17 protein-coding genes are annotated in these 18,065 nt (G+C 69.7%); 9 read left to right on the forward strand and 8 right to left on the reverse strand.

The window, feature by feature from the left end:
• Nucleotides 1–23 precede the first annotated feature (23 nt).
• A complete protein-coding gene (locus ACFY4A_RS22860) occupies nt 24–326 on the forward strand; it encodes an alpha/beta fold hydrolase (RefSeq protein ID WP_390831217.1) in 303 nt (100 codons plus the stop codon).
• On the opposite strand, the gene ACFY4A_RS22865 is transcribed toward ACFY4A_RS22860, so the two are convergent.
• Nucleotides 304–1,041, reverse strand: coding sequence for a hypothetical protein (locus tag ACFY4A_RS22865; protein WP_390728884.1), 738 nt, complete (start codon nt 1,039–1,041; stop codon nt 304–306). The two genes, ACFY4A_RS22860 and ACFY4A_RS22865, sit on opposite strands and share 23 nt — an antisense overlap.
• Nucleotides 1,022–1,567: a SigE family RNA polymerase sigma factor gene (locus ACFY4A_RS22870; RefSeq protein ID WP_390831218.1), complete on the reverse strand. Its 546-nt coding sequence runs from the start codon at nt 1,565–1,567 to the stop codon at nt 1,022–1,024. The genes ACFY4A_RS22865 and ACFY4A_RS22870 overlap by 20 nt, the downstream gene beginning before the upstream one ends.
• Before the next feature lie 210 nt (nt 1,568–1,777).
• Here ACFY4A_RS22870 and ACFY4A_RS22875 point away from each other — a divergent pair, with 210 nt between their 5' ends.
• From ACFY4A_RS22875 to ACFY4A_RS22890, 4 genes are read left to right on the forward strand one after another with little or no spacing between them, the layout of a single operon-like run.
• Entirely contained in the window at nt 1,778–2,680 is a 903-nt protein-coding gene (locus ACFY4A_RS22875) for a hypothetical protein (protein WP_390831219.1), read from the forward strand.
• Nucleotides 2,677–4,044, forward strand: a complete 1,368-nt coding sequence (locus ACFY4A_RS22880) for a peptidoglycan-binding protein (protein WP_390831220.1) — start codon at nt 2,677–2,679, stop codon at nt 4,042–4,044. Before ACFY4A_RS22875 ends, ACFY4A_RS22880 begins: the two co-directional genes overlap by 4 nt.
• Nucleotides 4,041–4,784, forward strand: coding sequence for an ABC transporter ATP-binding protein (locus tag ACFY4A_RS22885; RefSeq protein WP_390728880.1), 744 nt, complete (start codon nt 4,041–4,043; stop codon nt 4,782–4,784). Before ACFY4A_RS22880 ends, ACFY4A_RS22885 begins: the two co-directional genes overlap by 4 nt.
• Entirely contained in the window at nt 4,781–6,148 is a 1,368-nt protein-coding gene (locus ACFY4A_RS22890; protein WP_390831221.1) for an ABC transporter permease, read from the forward strand. Before ACFY4A_RS22885 ends, ACFY4A_RS22890 begins: the two co-directional genes overlap by 4 nt.
• Nucleotides 6,149–6,439: 291 nt before the next feature.
• Here ACFY4A_RS22890 and ACFY4A_RS22895 read toward each other — a convergent pair whose 3' ends face one another.
• Nucleotides 6,440–7,069, reverse strand: coding sequence for a hypothetical protein (locus tag ACFY4A_RS22895; protein ID WP_390831222.1), 630 nt, complete (start codon nt 7,067–7,069; stop codon nt 6,440–6,442).
• Nucleotides 7,070–7,792: 723 nt separating this feature from the next.
• Here ACFY4A_RS22895 and ACFY4A_RS22900 point away from each other — a divergent pair.
• The gene (locus tag ACFY4A_RS22900; protein WP_390831223.1) at nt 7,793–9,943 is read left to right on the forward strand and encodes a BTAD domain-containing putative transcriptional regulator; all 2,151 of its coding nucleotides are present in this window, start codon (nt 7,793–7,795) and stop codon (nt 9,941–9,943) included.
• A 77-nt stretch (nt 9,944–10,020) separates the two neighbouring features.
• Here ACFY4A_RS22900 and ACFY4A_RS22905 read toward each other — a convergent pair whose 3' ends face one another.
• On the reverse strand, nt 10,021–10,518 hold the full coding sequence (locus tag ACFY4A_RS22905; protein ID WP_390831224.1) for a sigma-70 family RNA polymerase sigma factor: 498 nt from the start codon (nt 10,516–10,518) through the stop codon (nt 10,021–10,023).
• A 705-nt stretch (nt 10,519–11,223) separates the two neighbouring features.
• Here ACFY4A_RS22905 and ACFY4A_RS22910 point away from each other — a divergent pair.
• The 3 genes from ACFY4A_RS22910 to ACFY4A_RS22920 all read left to right on the forward strand — a co-directional run bounded on the left by ACFY4A_RS22910 (nt 11,224) and on the right by ACFY4A_RS22920 (nt 13,981).
• Entirely contained in the window at nt 11,224–11,955 is a 732-nt protein-coding gene (locus ACFY4A_RS22910) for a YbaB/EbfC family nucleoid-associated protein (RefSeq protein WP_390831225.1), read from the forward strand.
• Nucleotides 11,956–12,278: 323 nt separating this feature from the next.
• On the forward strand, nt 12,279–13,043 hold the full coding sequence (locus ACFY4A_RS22915; protein ID WP_390831226.1) for an MBL fold metallo-hydrolase: 765 nt from the start codon (nt 12,279–12,281) through the stop codon (nt 13,041–13,043).
• Between the two features lie 371 nt (nt 13,044–13,414).
• On the forward strand, nt 13,415–13,981 hold the full coding sequence (locus ACFY4A_RS22920) for a hypothetical protein (RefSeq protein ID WP_390831227.1): 567 nt from the start codon (nt 13,415–13,417) through the stop codon (nt 13,979–13,981).
• Nucleotides 13,982–14,090: 109 nt separating this feature from the next.
• Here ACFY4A_RS22920 and ACFY4A_RS22925 read toward each other — a convergent pair whose 3' ends face one another.
• The 4 genes from ACFY4A_RS22925 to ACFY4A_RS22940 form a co-directional block, all read right to left on the reverse strand.
• Nucleotides 14,091–14,327 (reverse strand): hypothetical protein, encoded by a 237-nt coding sequence (locus tag ACFY4A_RS22925; protein WP_390831228.1) that lies wholly within the window; start codon nt 14,325–14,327, stop codon nt 14,091–14,093.
• A gap of 638 nt (nt 14,328–14,965) precedes the next feature.
• Nucleotides 14,966–15,721, reverse strand: coding sequence for a hypothetical protein (locus ACFY4A_RS22930; RefSeq protein WP_390831229.1), 756 nt, complete (start codon nt 15,719–15,721; stop codon nt 14,966–14,968).
• Nucleotides 15,722–15,968: 247 nt separating this feature from the next.
• Nucleotides 15,969–16,571, reverse strand: coding sequence for a GPP34 family phosphoprotein (locus ACFY4A_RS22935; protein ID WP_390728869.1), 603 nt, complete (start codon nt 16,569–16,571; stop codon nt 15,969–15,971).
• Nucleotides 16,568–18,007, reverse strand: coding sequence for a dihydrolipoyl dehydrogenase family protein (locus ACFY4A_RS22940; protein ID WP_390728868.1), 1,440 nt, complete (start codon nt 18,005–18,007; stop codon nt 16,568–16,570). Before ACFY4A_RS22940 ends, ACFY4A_RS22935 begins: the two co-directional genes overlap by 4 nt.
• Between the last annotated feature and the right edge of the window lie 58 nt (nt 18,008–18,065).

Here is an 18,065-nt window from a genome sequence, read left to right on the forward strand (position 1 = left end):
CTCTTCGAGGAAGTCCTGCCCGCATGATCAGCGCAACGCGCAACGAACCCGTCATCCTGCTCGTCCACGGTGCATGGCACGGCTCCTGGTGCTGGGAGCTACTGGCTCCCGAACTCACCGCGCTCGGCTGGCAGGTGGAGACCGTCGACCTGCCGAGCGCGTCGGCCGACCCGGACAACACCGCCGGCATGTACGACGACGCCCGCGTCATCCGCGAGAAGCTGGCCGGCCTCGACGGCCCGGTGACGGTTCTCCGGAAGAGCCTGGCGCGTGGAGCACTCGGCACGCCCGCAGCGGCGCGGGTCAGGTTCCGTCGGCCGGGGTGATGCTGTTCAGGACCTTCGAGGCGGCACGGCTCATCTGCGTTGTGACTGAAGCGTCCTGGCAGTCGGAGACCTCCAGTACGACGGGGGCGGCCCCGACTTTCCAGAGAAACGACTCGCCCTTCGACGCCACGCTTTCACAGCCGTCCACCGAAGGGCTCACCGGTGACGAGGCCATGCCGCTTGCCACGTCGCTCTTGCCGGCGTGCCGGAGAACGATGAGCGCGCCTCCCCTGGCAAGCCGGGAGAGCGGCCGACAAGTGCGCACCGCCTGATGCGGGCCGCTCACGCACGCACCGCGGGCCGGCCGGGACAGCGGCTGGGACGCGATGAAGGCCACGGGTCCCCCGCGCGCGTCGTCTACGGAGAGCGCGTACCACCCTTGCGGCACCGTGACCGTCACCCCCTTCTGCGGCCCGAGCAGGCGCGCCGATGCGGCGGGACCGCGTACGAGTGCGGTCGGCTTTGAGGCCGCAGACCTCTCCCGGCTCGCGAGGTCGTGGGCACGCAGCCCGGGCAGCACGAAGGCGAGGGCCGAGACGGCAGTCACCGCGGCCCCGACCGTCGTCGCGGTGCGCCGACGGCGGCGCCGCGCCTTCCGCCTGATGCCGGCCATCCGGTCGGGCGGTGCGCCAGGCGCCGGCACCACCGTCTTTAGGAGGCTCCGGACCGCCCGCTCCGTCTCGTCCCACTGCTCCTCATACGGCTCGGCGGTCACGACTGTCGATCCCCTTCCACACCCCGGGCTCGGTTTCCAGCTCCGCTCGGAGCGTCTGAAGCGCCTTGGCCGCCTGGCTCTTCACGGTGCCGGAGTGACAGCCCAGCAGTTGGGCGGTCTCCTGCACGCTCAGCTCCTCGAAGTACCGCAGAACCACTACCGCCCGCTGCCGGGGCGGCAGCCGCCGGACGACCAGGGCGAGTGACTGTTCCAGGTCCACGGCGTCGAACGGATCGCCGGCACCCGTCCCCTCGGGCATCCGTTCGTGTTCGTGCGGGATCTCGCCCCGCCAGCGCCGCCGCCACCACGACATATGGGTGTTGACCAGGGCCTTACGCACATATGCTTCCGGGTTCTCCAAACCGATCTTGCGCCATTTGGACCAAACCTTCGCCAGCACTGTCTGCAGCAGGTCCTCCGCGAGGTGTGCGTCGCCCGTCAGGAGCCAGGCCACCCTGAGGAGTCTGGGTCCGCGCGCCGTCACGAACTCCTCGAAGTTCGGGGCGGTGTCCCCCGCTGTTGTCATTCCACTCCCGGTGCAGAAGGTGCCTTCACACCTGTCACACGGAAGAGCCCTCCGTCCGGTTGCCCGACCTCACAGGAACCTAACAACTTAAAACGTGAACTACATCACACACGCGGACGGCGATGCAACCTGCCGTTCCCTCCACCCGGTTGAAGCGACCGAAGAGGAGCGCGACATCCGCGCCCGACCAGACACACCTGGTGGATACACATGACTCGCACGTTCAAGAAGCACCTCATCTGGCCTGCGGTGGCGGCCGTCGGAGTGCTCTCCCTGTCGGCCTGTTCGGGAGACGGCGGCGACTCCACCTCCACGACGTCGTCCGGCAAGGGCGGGCAGCCGTCCGCGACCGCCGCTGCGGCCAACGGCGACCTGGCGATCCCGGTCGACGCCGATGAGGAGACCAAGAAGAAGTACATCGAGGAGAACACCATCGCCGCGTGCATGCGCGCCGAGGGATTCACCTACACCCCGCACGTGGCTCCGGAGGACTCGGGCGCAGCCAACCCCGTCGACGGCGAGGACTACGCCTCTGCGAAGAAGTACCGGCAGAAGTACGGATACGGCTTGTGGGCGAGGGTGGTCTACCGCAACGACCCCAAACTCAACGACGCCGGCCCGCCCAACCCGGACTCCGCGTACCTGCACGCTCTTCCGATGTCGCAGCAACTGGCCTGGAAGGCCGCACTCGCAGGCGAGACGGGCAACGGGGGCTGTTCGAAGAAGGGCCGGGAGAAGGCGTACGGACCGGACAAGTCGAAGGCGGAGGTCGAGAAGCAGGCGGCCGAGGAACGGGAGCGCTACCTGGCCAACCAGCAGGCGCTCAACGGCGATTCCCAGCTCGTCGCCCTCGCCCAGTCGTACGCGTCCTGCCTGACCAAGGAGGGCATCAACGTCACCACCACGCAGCCGACGTCCATTGGTGAGATGGTGAAGTTCCAGGTGGGCAACCAGCAGCCCGCGAACCCGGAGAGCGTCGGCGCGGCGCAGGCCCGCACGAAGCTGAACCAGGAGATCGGCCTGGCTCTGAAGGACCTGGCCTGCGGCAAGGACTTCCGCGCAGCATACTTCCCCAAGTACGCCAAGCACCCGTTCGAGGGCATCACCGGATGAAGCAGCGCAGACTCCGTATGCCGCAGACCCGCGGCAAGCAGGTCACAGTCGTCGTCGCCGCGGTGGTCGCCGTCGGCGCGGCCGGCTGGTTCGCGGGTTTGGGGATGCAGTCCCCGGCCGACGCCGCCGCCGCTCACCGGCCCCCCAAGGCCGGGCCGGTCACGGTCCCCGTGGAGCACCGGAAGCTGACGGCGACCGTGGTGGCCCAGGGCACCGTGGCGTTCGGTGCCCCCCAGACGGTCTCCCCGGGCGGAGCCGTCGCCACCAGCGGTGCGCCGGCCGACGCACCTGCCGCCCAGCTCGTGACGAAGGCACCGAAGCTGGGCGCCACCCTGACCGAGGGCAGCGTGCTGATGCAGATCAGCGGACGTCCGGTGTTCGTACTGCGCGGTTCGGTGCCGATGTACCGCACGCTCACGCCCGGAATCTCGGGTGAGGACGTCCGCCAGTTGCAGATCGCCCTGCGCAGGCTGAGACACGACCCGGGAGGCACCAACGGCCACTTCGGACCAGGCACCGCGACCGCGGTGACCAAGTGGTACGAGAGCAACGGGTATGAGCCGCAGACGCCCAGCGCGGAGGACGAGAAGCAGCGCGGTGATCTGGAGGAGGCCGTCACCCAGGCCCAGATCGCCGTGCTGCAGGCGCAGGGCGGCCAGAACGGGTCCGAGGACGCGTCCACGCCGCCGACCTCGGGCCTGGAGCACAGCCTCCAGCTCAAGTCCGCACGGGATCAGCTCGACCGGGCCAACCACGCACTGAGCGAGTTCCTGACGTCCTACGGCACGAAAGTGCCGGCCGGCGAGGTCGTGTTCCTGCCGAATCTTCCGGTGCGGGTCGACAAGGTCAACGTACACGTCGGGGCCATCCCCGACGGTGCGGTCGCGACCGTGACGAGTTCGGACATCGAGGTGCACGCCGACATGCCCGCGGCGGACGCCGGCCAACTGCACCAGGGCATGGCGGCACGCGTGGAGACTCCGGACGGCCACCAGGTCAGCGGCGTGGTGGCGAAGATCGGCGACTCGGCGCAGAGCGACAGCGGTTCCGGTGGCGGCTCCACCGACCCGTCCGCGACCGTGCCGGTGACCGTCTCTGTTCCCGAGCCCGGTGCGCTGCGGGGCCAGGCGGGCGGAACCGCCAAGATCACCATCGATCTCGGCTCCTCGAAGGGTGCCGCACTCGTGGTACCGGTCGCCGCCGTGCACACCACCGCCGACGGGCGGGCCCGGGTACAGGTGCGACGCGACGGCAAGATCGTCGACGTGCCCGTCACGGTGGGCCTGTCCGCCGCCGGACAGGTCGCGGTGACCCCACGCGGTACGCCCCTCGACGAGGGCGACCTGGTGGTGGTCGGACAGTGACGCGAAGGTCCGCGCCGGCCCCGGCGCCCCCGCCGCACGAGGCGCCGGGCCCGGACATCGTGATACGGCTCGACTCGGTCGGCCGGGTCTTCGACGCCGATCCGCCGGTGCACGCCCTGCGGGAAGTGGACCTCATGGTCCGCCGCGGGGAGCACCTGTCGGTCGTCGGCCCTTCCGGGTCCGGGAAGTCGACGCTGCTGAACGTCCTCGGTCTGCTGGACCGCCCCACCTCAGGCGCGTACTGGCTGGACGGGGTGCTCACCAACGAGCTCGCCGACCTGGAGCGGACCGCGCTGCGCGGCAGCCGTATCGGCTTCGTCTTCCAGTCCTTCCATCTGCTGCCGTACCGGACCGTGGACGAGAACGTGATGCTGTCCGAGGTCTACCGCGCCCCACGCTCCGGCCACGGGCGCGGCTCCCGGCGGGACCGGGCGCGTGAGGCACTGGCCCGGGTCGGGCTCGGCCACCGCTTCGGCTTCCTGCCGGGCCGGCTGTCCGGCGGCGAGCGGCAGCGGGTGGCCATCGCCCGCGCCCTGCTGGGCGAGCCCGCGCTGCTGCTGTGCGACGAGCCGACCGGCAACCTCGACAGCGAGAACACCGAGTCGGTGCTGGAACTCTTCGACGTGCTCCAGGGGCAGGGCATGACACTGCTGGTGATCACGCACGACGACGCGGTGAGCGCACGGGCGAGCAGACGCGTGCGGATCCGCGACGGCCGGCTCAGTCAGGAGGAGGTATGACGATCCCCCTGCGCGGCGGATACCGGATCCGCCGGACGGAGGACCCACCCAGCGGGGAACACGGTGTGCGGTCCAAGGAGGGTGTCCCGCGGCGGGCGCTTCACCGGAAGGGGGACGGTCTTCCCCGCCGGCGCCGCGGCCGCCGTCACGACCGGCCCCGGATGGACCCGCGGGACCTGTGGTCGGAGGCGTTGGCAGGCGTACTGGCACGGCCCGTGCGCTCTGCCCTGACGACTCTGGGGACGGTGCTCGGCATCGGCACCCTGGTCATCACGATCGGGATCGCCTCGACGGCCGCGAACCAGATCGTCGGCCGCTTCGACGCCCTCACCGCCACCTCGGTGTCCGTGGTGGCGCCCCGTCCCTCGCCCGATACGGACGCCCCCGCGGCGGTTCCCTGGTCCGGTGTCAATGCGGTGACCCGCCTGGCCGGAGTCACCTCGGCCGCCGCGATAGCGGAGTCGGACGAGACCTCCAACGTCCAGGTACGTGCCAACGACGTGGTCGCGCCCGGGGCGGTGAGCGGTCAGACCCTGGCGGTGTTCTCGGCGACCGCGAACCTGCCCACCGCGGTCCGCGGCGCCATGGTCTCGGGCCGGTTCTTCGACGCCGGCGACATCGCACGGCACGACCGGGTGGCCGTCCTCGGAGACCAGGCGGCCCAATTGCTCGGCATCGACGACGTGGGGCAAGCACCTGCCGTCTTCTTCAAGGGCCAGTCGTACACCGTGATCGGCGTGCTCGGTGGCATCCAGCGCGAACAGCGCCTGTCGACCTCCGTGATCCTGCCGCCGACCACAGGGGCGGACCGGATGGGGCTGAAGAACCTGACCCGGGTTCTGATCAACACTTCCCTCGGCGCGGCGCAGCAGGTGGCCCGGCAGGCTCCGATCGCGCTGGCGCCCGGCCACGCGGACTCCCTGACCGTGCTCGCTCCGCCGGACCTGTCCAAGGCCCGCAAGGGCGTGCAGGGCGACGTCAACGGCCTGTTCCTGGTCCTCGGTCTGGTCTCGCTGGTGGTCGGCGCGATCGGCATCGCCAACGTCACGCTCGTCACGGTGATGGAGCGGGTCGGCGAGATCGGCCTGCGGCGTGCCCTCGGTGCGTCCCGGCGTCAGGTGGCCGGGCAGTTCCTCGCCGAGTCCACAGCGATCGGACTGCTGGGCGGGGTCGTGGGCGCGGCGGTCGGTGTGGTCGTCGTGGTGTCTGTGGCGGGCGTCAAGGAGTGGACGCCGGTGCTGGATCTGCGGCTCGCTCTGGGCGCCCCGGTGGCCGGCGCCCTCGTGGGCCTGCTCGCGGGTCTGTACCCGTCGCTGCGGGCGGCACGGATGGAGCCGGTGGACGCCCTGCGCTCGCCGTCCTGACGGCACGTGTACGGCCCGCTTCCGCCACAGGGAAAGCGGAAGCGGGCCGCAGCGGGACAGGCCTCGGAATGGGGCCCTGAGCTGACGGGTGTCCTTGGGGGATCCGTCCCCACGACGAGAGGTACGCACTGGCGACCCGAGGGGGACTCCGGCCGCCGGTGCGGGGACGGGAACCGGACCACGGGCGTGGCTGGAGATCCCGTCACGGCTCGGCCGTCCGCGTGTCCGACAGCAGAGCCTTCCATCTCGAGAACGCGACAGCCGCCAGAAAGGTTCAGCCCCCTACGTGTGTCAGAGATACATGGCTCGGTGGCTGCGGAAGGCGAAGGGGTCGCCCGCGCTGAGGATGGTCACGATCTCCTCGCAGAAGCGCCGGTACTCCGCCTCCTGCTCGTCCGGCAGGGTCACGGAGACGACGGACCCCTCGGGCACGATCCGCCGCAGAGCGCCCAGCAGGCCTTGTGGGGGCGGCAGCAGCAGCACGTCCATGACGCGCCGGAAGACCTCGGTGAGGCCCTCCTCCCGGTCCGGCGGTTCGGCGCACATCTGGCCCGGCACCGCGTGCCAGGCCGGGTCGCTTCCCACGAAGAGGTCGAGGCAGGCCATCAGGTGCCCGAGCTCGGCTGCCGTCAGCTCGATCGGATACAAGCTCGTCAACTGGTCTCCGCGCGCGCTGTAGAGGGCGTATCGGGGCCGCTCCGCCGACGCGGAGTCGGCCGAGGTGTCTCCGGTGTGCCACTGGGACCACAGCGGCAGCTTCAGCAGCACCTGTACCCAGCTGTCGTAGGCATCCGAGATGATCCGCTCGTCGTCCGACTCCGGACCTGAGCTGTGGAGTTGGTACAGATGGCGGAGAAGCGGTTCTTCAAGGCTCTGGAACTTCGCGAAGAACACCGGATCGTCGGGGACCAGGACGTACATGGGGCTCCTCCTCTCACCAGCGTCACGGCCCGGTCCACATGCCGGTGAAGCAGACTTCCACGGGAGTCGATCGGTCGGCAGAAGCCCGTCATGAGATTCAACGGGAACGGACCACCGTGGGGTTCACGGTGCCTGCGGAGACATATGTTCGCCGGCAGACACCTCGTCCGTCTCCGGCAACGTGTTCACCTCCTCGTGATCCGTCATTCTCGGTTTCCGGGCTGGAGGCCCTCATGTCCGGACGGCCGGGGTACGGAGCAGCTCAGAGGCCTGAAAGACCGGCTCCGGACACTTTGGTCGTCATTCGACGTACCGAGATGGCAGGTCTCGCAGGAATGCTAAGTCAGCCGACCGATCCGGCGACGGGTTCCGGTTGACACACTGGCAGCAGCACTCGAACCCGTCGGGAGCCGTCCCGGCCGCGGACTCCGGTGAGGGCCGGTTCCGCCCGGACACCTGCATCACGACGGCATCGCTCCGGCATGCCGACAGCCCCCCACGCCACACACTCCTCCGCCAGCGAGATCCACGACATGTCTGCCTCCCACCGGGCGCATACGTGACATCCACAGCGGTCGATCCGGACTCCTCGTCCAGCCGCTAAAACATGTCGCGCGACATGGCTACACTTCGCGAGCTCGGCAACGAACTCCTCGGGAGGAGAAGGCTCGGGCCCCCGCCGACGCGGTGACGGCAGACCGGACGGGCGACCAGCAGCACCAGATGAGAAACAGCGAGGCCAGCCGCGAGATGGACGCGACAGTGCGCTACTCAATCCTCGGCACCGTGCGAGCGATACGCGGGGACACGGAGATCGACCTGGGCCCCCCGAAGCGCCTGGCCCTGCTCGCTCTGCTGCTGCTCCGCGCCCCCGGCCCGCTCACCCTGAGCGAGGCGGTCGACATCCTGTGGGACGACGAACCGCCGACCAGCGCGGTCAACGTTGTGCACCGGCACATCGGCGCGCTGCGCAGGACACTCGAACCCCAGCTGCGCAGCCGGACCAACGCGGCACACCTCGTCCGCGCCGCCGACGGCTACCGGTTGCTGGTCGACACCTCGACCTCCGACCTGCTGCGCTTCCGCGACCTACGTGCCCAGGCACAGCTCGCGGTCAAGGCAGGCGCCCCCGCACAGGCCGCGCAGGACTTCATCGAAGCCCTCCGGCTGTGGCGTGGTCCCGTCGTCGCCGCCGGGACCACGGTCGCCCGGCACCCGGTGTTCACCTCGGTCGGCCACGAATTCGTCGCGACGGTGAAAGAAGCAGCCGACGCCGTCCTGACCGCGGCGCCCGCACTCACGGAGGAGGTGCTGACAGTGCTGCGGCGGGCGGTGGAGAGCCATCCCTTCGACGAGGCGCTTCACTCCCGGGTGATCGCCGCGCTGGCCGTCACCGGCCGGCAGGCCGAGGCCCTGCAGCAGTTCGAGAGCATCCGCCAGGCGCTCGCCGAGGAACTGGGCGTCGAGCCCGGTCCCGAACTCCGCGCCGCCCAACAGCACCTGCTGCAGCGCCGCGTCTCCCGCTGCCCGAACACCCCGGCCTCCCAGCCCGTGGAGACCGGCAAGCCGACCCAACTGCCCGCGGACTGCGTCTCGTTCGCCGGACGCCAGCAGGCTCTGAGCCAGTGCCTGGAGCTGCTGCCGCTCAAGGGCGAGAGTCGGCCCCCCACGATGACCGCGGCCATCTGCGGCATGGCCGGCGTCGGCAAGACGACACTCGCCGTGCATTGGGGCCACATGGTCGCCGACCACTTCCCCGACGGGCAGATCTACGTCGACCTCCAGGGCCACCGCGCCTCCCAGTCCCCGCTCGACCCGGCCGAGGCCATCGCCGAGGTGCTCGGCGCGCTGGGTGTGGAGAACGATCGTTCGCACTCCAGTGCCGCGGCACTCGCCGCCACCTACCGCAGCGCCCTGGGCGGACGCCGGCTGCTGCTCGTCCTGGACGACGCGGAGGACTGCGAACAGGTACGTCCGCTGCTGCCCGCCACCCCCGGGTGTCTGGCGATCGTCACCAGCCGACGGCGGCTGGAGGGCCTGGCCGTCACCGACAACGCCCGGATCATCACCCTGGACCCGATGACCCGCGAGGAGGGCCTCGAACTCCTCGACCGGCGCCTGGGCACCGACCGGATCAGAGCCGAACACACCGCGGCGGAGGAAGTCGTGGAGCTGTGCGGCGGACTGCCGCTGGCACTGGCCGTCGCCGCCGCCCGGGCACTGGTGCGACCGCACTTCCCGCTTGCCTCGCTCACGGCCAGGCTCCAGGACACCGACGACTGCCTCGACGCCCTGTCCAGCCGCGATGCCCGCACCAACACCCGCAGTTCGTTCAACCGCTCCTACGAGTCGCTCAGCAGCAGCGCCGCTCGGCTGTTCCGGCTGCTCAGCCTGCATCCCTCACGTGACATCACGATGCCGGCCGCGGCCAGCCTGTCCGGCACCAACCTGCGCGCAACCCGCCAGGACATGGCCGAGCTGATGGACCACTACCTGCTCGTCGAACTGTCCGCCGGCCGGTACACCTGTCATGAACTGCTGCGCACGTACGCGGGGGAACTGAGCTCGTACCTGGACTCCCCCGGTGCGCGGTCCGAGGCGCTGTCCCGGATGTTCGAGCACTACCTCTACAGCGCCGACGCCGCCACGGCGCTGCTCGCACCGCACCGCACCACCGTGATCCTGCCGCCGCCGCGGCCGGGTGTGCAGCCCCAGCGCTTCAGCGGACCCGCGAACGCCGCCGAGTGGATCGTCGCCGAGCAGTATCTGCTGCCGGAACTGGTCCGCACCATCAGCCACCACCCCCGCGGCGAGACGTTCCGGCGCCGGCTGACCTCGGCGCTGGAGACGTGCCTCGACTCGACCGGGTTCTGACCCCGAGATGCCCCGAACCCGACGAAATCCCGGTGCCACCATGGCCCGGGACCTGCGGTCGGCTCAGCCCCGACTGTCTAAGCAGCCTCGGGCCGGACGACGCTCCGCAGCTTTCGCAGGGCGTTGTGGTGACGGCTCTTGACGGTGCCGGCGGGTACTCCGAGGATGCCGGCGGTCTCCTGGATGCTGCGGTCGCACAGATATATGTGGACCAGCACGGCACGGTGCTCCGGGGTCAGCCGACGCAGCAGCGGCCGGGCGACCAAGGCGTCGTGCACGACCTCGGTGTCGTCGGTGCCCGAGGTGGGGTCGTTGTAGGTGACTCCGACGACCTCCCGTCGTGCGTGGGGCTTGCGCACCCAGTCGATGACAAGGTGCCGGGTCACGGTGAAGAGCCAGCCGCGGACCGAGCCCTCCATCCCGAGCAGACGGTCTATGTTCCGCCAGGCTCGGATGGTGGTCTCCTGGACGATGTCCTCGGCGAGTCCGTGGTCACCGAGCATCTTCTCGGCGTACGAGACAAGACCGTCCCTGTGTTCCCTCATGATGGTGCCGAGCAGGTCAGGCCGGGACATACCCGTGAGGGGCGTAACCATAGTGTTCTGAACCATCCTGGTTCTCTTCGTGCGGCGACCGGAGGCCTGATGCAACCCCCGCCCTCGCACTGTAGTCAGCGGCAGGTGCCAGAAAAATGCTGCATTTGTGTCGCCCGAGTGCCGCGCCGGGGTTTCGAGACATGTGTGTGACACAAGCGGCTGACCCGGATCAGCGAAAACCTCTTCACCAGGGGATTTGTTCAGCCTGATCCGCATTCCCCGTCCTGACAGAATTCAAACAGATACAAGATGTGAGTTGTATGTCACGTAGGTCGAGCCGTCTTGACCTGCCGGAGAGCCAGCACCTCCAAGCGAACACGTGTGAAGATGACGAGGCGATTGAATGGATGGTGTGGTGTCCGGGTGATCAGCACCGCGTGTGTGACAGCGTCTCTGGCGGCCGATGCTCGACGTTTGCCTGGTGTGTGAACCCGATGTGCGGTCCGCTCGTGTCCTTCGTGTATCGGAAGGGCCCGGCCCGGGTCGCCTTCCGGCACAGCCCTCCTCTTCCTCTTCCGGTCACATGCAGCGAGGATGCCGGAGAGGCGGGGGCGGGCACGGGACGGGTGGATTCGCGCGGGCCGGACGTGAGCGGACACCGACGGTGTCCGGGAGCGACACGACCCTCTCGGCCGTTTCCGAGGTCATGCCGCCCGCGGGTGGCTTCACCGGCAGAGGAGGACGATGAACACGCCACCGGGAAGCCGTCTGGAGCAGGTCCTTGCTGACTTCGCCGAGCAATACGGGGCTCTGAGCAGGGCCCGGGAACAGATGAGGGCGCTTTCGGTGACGGCGCGTTCCAGAGACGGCGTCGTGGAGGTCACCGTGGGCACTGACGGTCGCGCGGCGGGGGTCCGCTTCGTCGACAAACGGTTCCGACAGATGACGGCCCCGCAGCTCGGCGACAGCGTATTGGAGGCGCTGACGACGGCCCGCGCCGAGGTCGCGGCCCGTGCCACCGCCGTGATGACGGCCGCGAACCTGCGGCTGCCGCCGGCCACCTGCGCCCTGCCTCAGGACGAACAGGTCCCTCCCGAGGCGGTGCTGGACGTCCCGTCGCGGTGCTGGTGCCGCCTGGTGCGGGAGGCTCGTGCGCTGGCCTCCGGACCGGCCCCCGTCCGCGACTCCGGCGTGGTGAAGGCCGGTGGCGCGGTGGGCGCATGGAAACCCGGGAAGGGAGTCCTGGAGACGCCGAGGACACGGCCGCAGGGGCCGTTGTGGGGCCGTAGCCGCCCGGGGCTGCGCCCGGCCTCGCCGCACGCTCCCTTGCCGGCGGAGCTGCTCGAAGCCGTAATGGCGCTGAGAGACTCCGTGTGCGAGGCCGTGAGCGACTCGTGCGGGTGCGTGGAGACGCTGGAACAGCCCTGGAGGGGCGCGACCGCGGAAGTCGGCCTGCCGGCGCCGCCCGGCCCGTAGGCAGCCGGGTGTGTTCGCAATCGCATCGCACGCACACATGCATGCCCCGCTGGCCACTCCGTGAACAGGAGTAGCACATGTATGACCAACCTTCCCTGCAGAGGAACCCTGATGTACAAAGGTTGGCTGTTCGCCGATCCTCGTCCGCGCTCAGGTAGGTTTGTGTTCGGATCCCCGTCCGCGATCCCGATGGCCTCGTCCGGAGCGCTCCCACCGGTCGCTCTCCGTCGCCGTGACATCGGCGCGCGGCGCGGGAAGGAAGGGCCCCTCGCTCGGTGACAGGGCCCCTGGGGTGCCATCACGACGAGAGGACCACAACGACCATGCCGAGGCTTCAGCGTGAGGACGACATCGTCCGCGTCGAGAGCAACGTCTATACAGTGTCCGGCAGCAACACCAACTGGATCATCGTCAAGGACGGCGACAGCTGCACCCTCATCGACACCGGCTACCCCGGCGACCGCGACGCTGTGCTGGCCTCGCTGGAGGCGGTCGGCCTGAACCCGCGCTCCGTGGCCGCCGTCCTGGTCACGCATGCGCACAACGACCACATCGGCACCGCCGAACACCTGCGCGCCCTGTACGACGTGCCGGTGCTCATGCACCGGGAGGAGGTGCCGCACGCCCGCCGCGACTTCCTCAACCAGGTATCCGTTGGACAGGTGCTCGCGCAGGGCTGGCGGCCCGGTGTGCTTCCGTGGGCCGTCCACGCGCTCCGGGCCGGCGGAACCACGCATGTTCCCGTCTGCGAGCCGGAGGCCTTCCCCGTACCGGGTGAGCTGGATCTGCCAGGTGCGCCGGTGCCCTTGCACACACCGGGTCACACCAAGGGGCACAGCGCCTACCATCTGCCCGGCAGCGGCATCCTGATCACCGGCGACGCCCTAGTGACCGCGCATCCCACGTCGCGGATCAGCGGCCCTCAACTGCTGCCCCACATGTTCCACACCGACCGGGCCCGGGCCCTGGACTCGCTGGCCGTGCTCGAGAACGTGGACGCGGGCATCCTCCTGCCCGGTCACGGCCCCGTGTACGAGGGGTCGGCCAAGGAAGCCGCCACGACGGCCCGCGAGCACGCCACCCGGTGACCAACCCGCACCCCGGGCGGCCCGACACGTCCCACCCGACCGACACCCGAGCGCGATCGGCCAGGTGGGACTGGGACCCGCTGTCACCGTGCCCCGGGCTCATCTCTCACACAACCGTCTGCAAGGGGGGCGGGCCGCGGTTCGACGACACACTTACCGGGCAGTATGTTCGGAGAGCACCTCGTGCGAGTGACGTCGTCGGACCTCGGGAGGTCGAAGAAAAGCCGACGCTTCCTGTGTGCGCAGGCACATCAGCGCTTATCGTGAAGAGCGAACATGCCGGAGGAACCGTCTGGCGTTGACACTTATCCCATGGGACCTCGGCATGGGTACCATGCGCAACGTCATCCATATCGAGGGAGTGAACGGTTGTGACCAGCCAGTCAGCCGCCACGCTCCGATCGCGGTACGTGGAACAAGCCGCATCGGACCTGGAGGAGAACCGCCGGCGACAGCAGGAGCTGGCGGAGAAGATCACGGTGTTGAAGCAGGAGGAAGCCCTCCTGGCAGACATCCTCAACCTCGCCGAGCGGTACGAGGGTTTCGCGGACGCGTCCCGTCTGCCGGAGCAGTTGCAGGATGAGGCCCCCGTCACAAAGGCGAAGCGGCCTGCCGCCGGAGCCACTTCTCGGCGCACGGCACCGGTCAAGACCGCTTCGGCGGGTACCTCGGCGAAGGCCGGCGCGAAGGGGAAGTCGCGCCAGCCGCTGCTTGGTGACCTGCTGGCCGACCTGCTCAGCAAGTACGACGAGCCGCGTCTGGCGAAGGAGCTGCGGGACGAGCTTCTGGAGAAGCACCCGGATCGCAACCCCACTCCGCAGGTGGTGCGGAACACCCTTGAGTCGCTGGTCGCCAAGGGACGTATCCAGCGACGCAAGCAGCAGCGCTCCGTGATGTACACCCTGGTGAAGCGGGACGCGGCGGCCGGCTCAGACTGACACACCCACTCGTCCCGCGGGCGCCACAGTCTGCCGCGGGACGGGTGAGGCACCCGGGAGCGCCAGGTCGGGAGTTCGTCGTGCAGGTCCCTGCGGTCCCTGCATCGCACTACAGGACCGCGTCCGCCGAGCGTGCCACCTCGGCATCGCCCCCTCCGCTCGTCTCGGCGGCCCGGGCTCCGTCCGGTCCGGCCGGACGGTAGTAGTCGTAGACGTTGGCACGGCCGCGGTCCGCGTCCCCGAGGGCGAAGTAGGCGAGTGCGACGAGGTATAGCGTGCCCTCGCGTCCGGCCGCGCTGGCCAAGGAGGTCACGGGCATCGACGCGATCTCCGGCGCGCGGCTCACGCTCGGCTTCGGCCCGTCGGCGGCACCCGCGCTCGTCGGCCCGGCCTTCGACCGCGCACGTGCGGCCTGGCAGGGCGGCGGCCACACGGGAGCCAGCAGATCAAACCGATCTCGCTGGTGGCGCCCGCGGCTGCGGGGTAGGCGATGCGCTCGAGCGCGGCGAGCGAGCTGAACCCAGCCTCATCGGACGCCCTGGCCCAAGCCGGTACCACGTCGGGCCGAACATCACGGACCTGGTTGGGAAGCCAGATACCGATCTTCATTGTGCGTCGCTCTGACGGCGGAGCCGACGAGCGGGTGCGGGACGCCCGGGCCTCCTCAGTTCTCCCTTCCTCCTTGACGGACGAGCGGGAGCGAAAGGTTCACCAGGAGTGGTCACTACCTCCGCGGACGCCAGCGGCTGATCAGCCGACGGGTGTTGCCATCAGAGGTCTGTACGCCGAGCCGGTGCAGCTCCATCAGGGCGCTGGAGTTCCCGTAGCGCCCCAGGGCCCTCACGGCGGCGTTGGCCGTCTTCGGATCGCCCGACCCATGCTGCGGCACCACCTGCATACATATGTCAACGAGGGAGCCGAGGGCCGACACCGCCTCGTGGTCGGGGGCCCCTGCAGGCGAGCATCAGCACAAGCCCGCGCAGGTCATCCGCGTTGAAGGGGGTCCAGCCGCTCGTTGACCGGCACCCACTCGCCGTTCGCCGTTCTCATGAGCGGGTTGGTTCTCGGCAGTCCCACCAGGGACAGCCAGGAGAGGATCCGCTTGTGTACCTCCGCTCCCCCTACGCGGGCAAGGAGTTCACGGGTCGCCCGCTCCCACTTGGCCGTCGGCTTGACGGCCTGGGCCGCCCCGGCGTGGGCCACGAGGTCGTGCCAGTCGGAGCCGAGCACGGCGATGTCGGCGAGGGCCACGTCCGACCACCACTCCCCTAGGTTGAGCACCGGCTCCATCACACGTACGGCGAGCGCAGCCCAGACGGGATCGTTGATCAGGCGGGGCGAGCGACGCACCGTGGCGACGGTCGCGGGTGGGAGCGTACTGCCGGTGCCGATCTTGAGGTGGGTCAAGGCGAGCAGGGTGTGATCCTTGACGGCCCAGCGGTTCCCGATCGCGCCGAGCACCGTGCGGCGTTCGACGGCGAGGACATCGGCCTCCAGGTCCCGGCCCAGGACCGCCTCGAGGTGCAGTAACGCCGGCCGGAGTACGAATTCGCGGGGTACCTGCTCGTACCGGCCGGGCAGCACCCACAGCAGGAAGGCGCGCATACCCGCCAGCTGCCGCTCGAGGTGCCGGACCATCCCATCCCACAGCCTCCGGAGCTCACCGCCGCTCGTCTCGTGCGCGGCTGCCACCACGTCCAGGACGGACAGGGGATCACCGCTCCGCAGGGCGGCATCCACCCAATCCCCGATAGCTCAGTCCGGCCATGGCCGTCCCTCTTCCGCACAATAGGTGTGAGTTTCTCGCTCACATATTTCTCGGATACTACCGATCCGAAAATGACACGTTCGGCCGACCGACAGGCTACAAACGCCGTCCGGAGGAGCTGGGTGTGAGCAACGCGAGGACGAGAGGGCGGTCTGGGCAAGCCCGCCACCGGCAGCGCGGACCTGCGCGAGGTGCGCAGGCGGTAGAAATCCCGGTGTCCTAGCCCCGCCACATGTTGTCGAAGGCGGCGTTCTCGACGTCCCGCCTCAGTCGTACGGCCTCCAACTGCGTCACCGCGTCGCCGACCGCGGCCAGCACTGTCGTCACGGCGTCCCCGAGAAGGCCCTCGGAGGCCGGGGCCGGGTCTTTCGAGATGCCCGTAGCCGCGAGCAGAGCAGCGAGGACAGGCTCGCCGGAGGCCACACGTTCCTCCGCGTCGCGACGGGCCGGCGAATCGGCCAGCACGGCCGACGCGAACCACAGTCGCAAGCCGTGGTCCACCGGATGGGTGACAAGTCCGGCCCGCTCCAGGTCGTCGACGTAGGCGGCGGCGAGTTCACTGCCTCGACGCCACAGCCAGGCAGCGACCGTCTCGTACGGCTTCCGCCGGACGAGCGAGGCGTACGCCTGGTCCAACAGCCGGTCGCCGGTCGCCGTCGGCGCATTGGGCATGAGCAGGTCGCCTTCCAGCGTCACCGCCCCGCTCCGAAGAAGATCGACCGCCTCGGCCCCCGCGAGCGCGAGGGACAGGTCGCCCTGTTCCACGGACCGGTCGGGCGGCAGGCCGAGGGCGACGAGCGTGAGGTCCCGTGCAGTGGTCACGAGTCCCGCCTCGTCTCCAGCAGACGCAGCCACACCTCGCTGATGGTGGGGAATGCAGGTACGGCGTGCCACAGGCGCTCCACGGGCACCTCACCGGTGATGGCGACGGTGGCCGAGTACAGCAGTTCCCCGACGCCGGGACCGACGAAGGTGGCACCGACGACGACCTGACGATCTGGGTCGATGAGGATCCGGGCCCTGCCCTTGTAGTCCTGGCGGAACTGCAGAGCACCCGCCAGGTGGCCGATCTCGTAGTCGACGACCTCGACGTCGCGGCCGGTACGCTCGGCGTCCTGGACGGTCAGGCCCACACTGGCGACTTCGGGATCGGTGAACACGACGCCCGGGACCGCCTCGATGTCGGCGGTGCTGCTGTGCGGCGCCCAGCGGCCGGTGTGCAGGTTCTCCCCCTTGGCTCGGGCGGCGATCACGGCGCCGGCAACGCGGGCCTGGTACTTGCCCTGGTGGGTGAAGAGGGCCCGGCGGTTGACGTCGCCGACGGCGTACAGCCAGTTTCCAGGGACGGCGGTGACGGTCAGGCTGTCGTCGGTGGCGATCCAGTCGCCCGGCTTCAGCCCCACGGTGTCGAGCCCGATATCCTGCGAGCGCGGGGCGCGTCCGGTGGCGAACAGGATCTCGTCGGCAGTGACCTCACCGCCATCGGCCAGCGTGACGCGGACGTGTCCGTCACCCGTCCGCTCCGCTCCGGTGACAAAGACCCCGAACCGGACGTCCGCACCGGCCTCCCGCAGCCGTTCGGTGACCAGTTGGCCCGCGAAGGGTTCCATCCGGGGCAGCAGTCCGTCCTCCCGGGCGAGCAGCGTGACCTGACTGCCCAGGGCCTGCCAAGCGGTGGCCATCTCGACGCCGACCACACCGGCGCCGACGATCACCAGTCGCTGTGGCACCTGCTGGGCGCTGGTCGCCTCACGGCTGGTCCAGGGCCGCAACTCCTCGATGCGCGGCAGCGGGGGCAGCGCCGCGCCGCTTCCGGTGCACACGGCGACGGCGTGCCGGGCGCGCAGGCGGACCGTGTCGCCGTCCGGTGTCTCCACTGTCACCTCGCGTTCCCCGGCCAGGCGTCCGTGGCCACGCAGCAGCTCGATCCCGGCCGACTTCAGCCATTCGATCTGGCCGTCGTCCCTCCAGTCGGCGGACATGCGATCGCGGTGTGCCAGGACGGCAGCGACGTCCAGCGGGGCCTTGACGGCGGGGTCGAGGCCGGGGACGTGCTGGGCGTCGGCGCGCAGCAGGGCGGGACGCAGCAGGGCCTTGCTGGGCTCGCAGGCCCAGTACGAGCAATCTCCGCCGACGAGCTCGCTCTCCACGATGAGGGTGTTCAGGCCTGCGGCAGTGGTTCGGTCCGCGACGTTTTCGCCGACCGGGCCTGCGCCGATCACGATGACGTCATACGTGCGGATGTTCTCGGTCGTCATGTGTCCTCCGCTGGATGGTTCCCGGTCGGATGGGTGTCGGTCGGATGGGTGTCGTGGT

This window comes from Streptomyces sp. NPDC001292 (assembly GCF_042896465.1).
GTDB lineage: Bacteria > Actinomycetota > Actinomycetes > Streptomycetales > Streptomycetaceae > Streptomyces.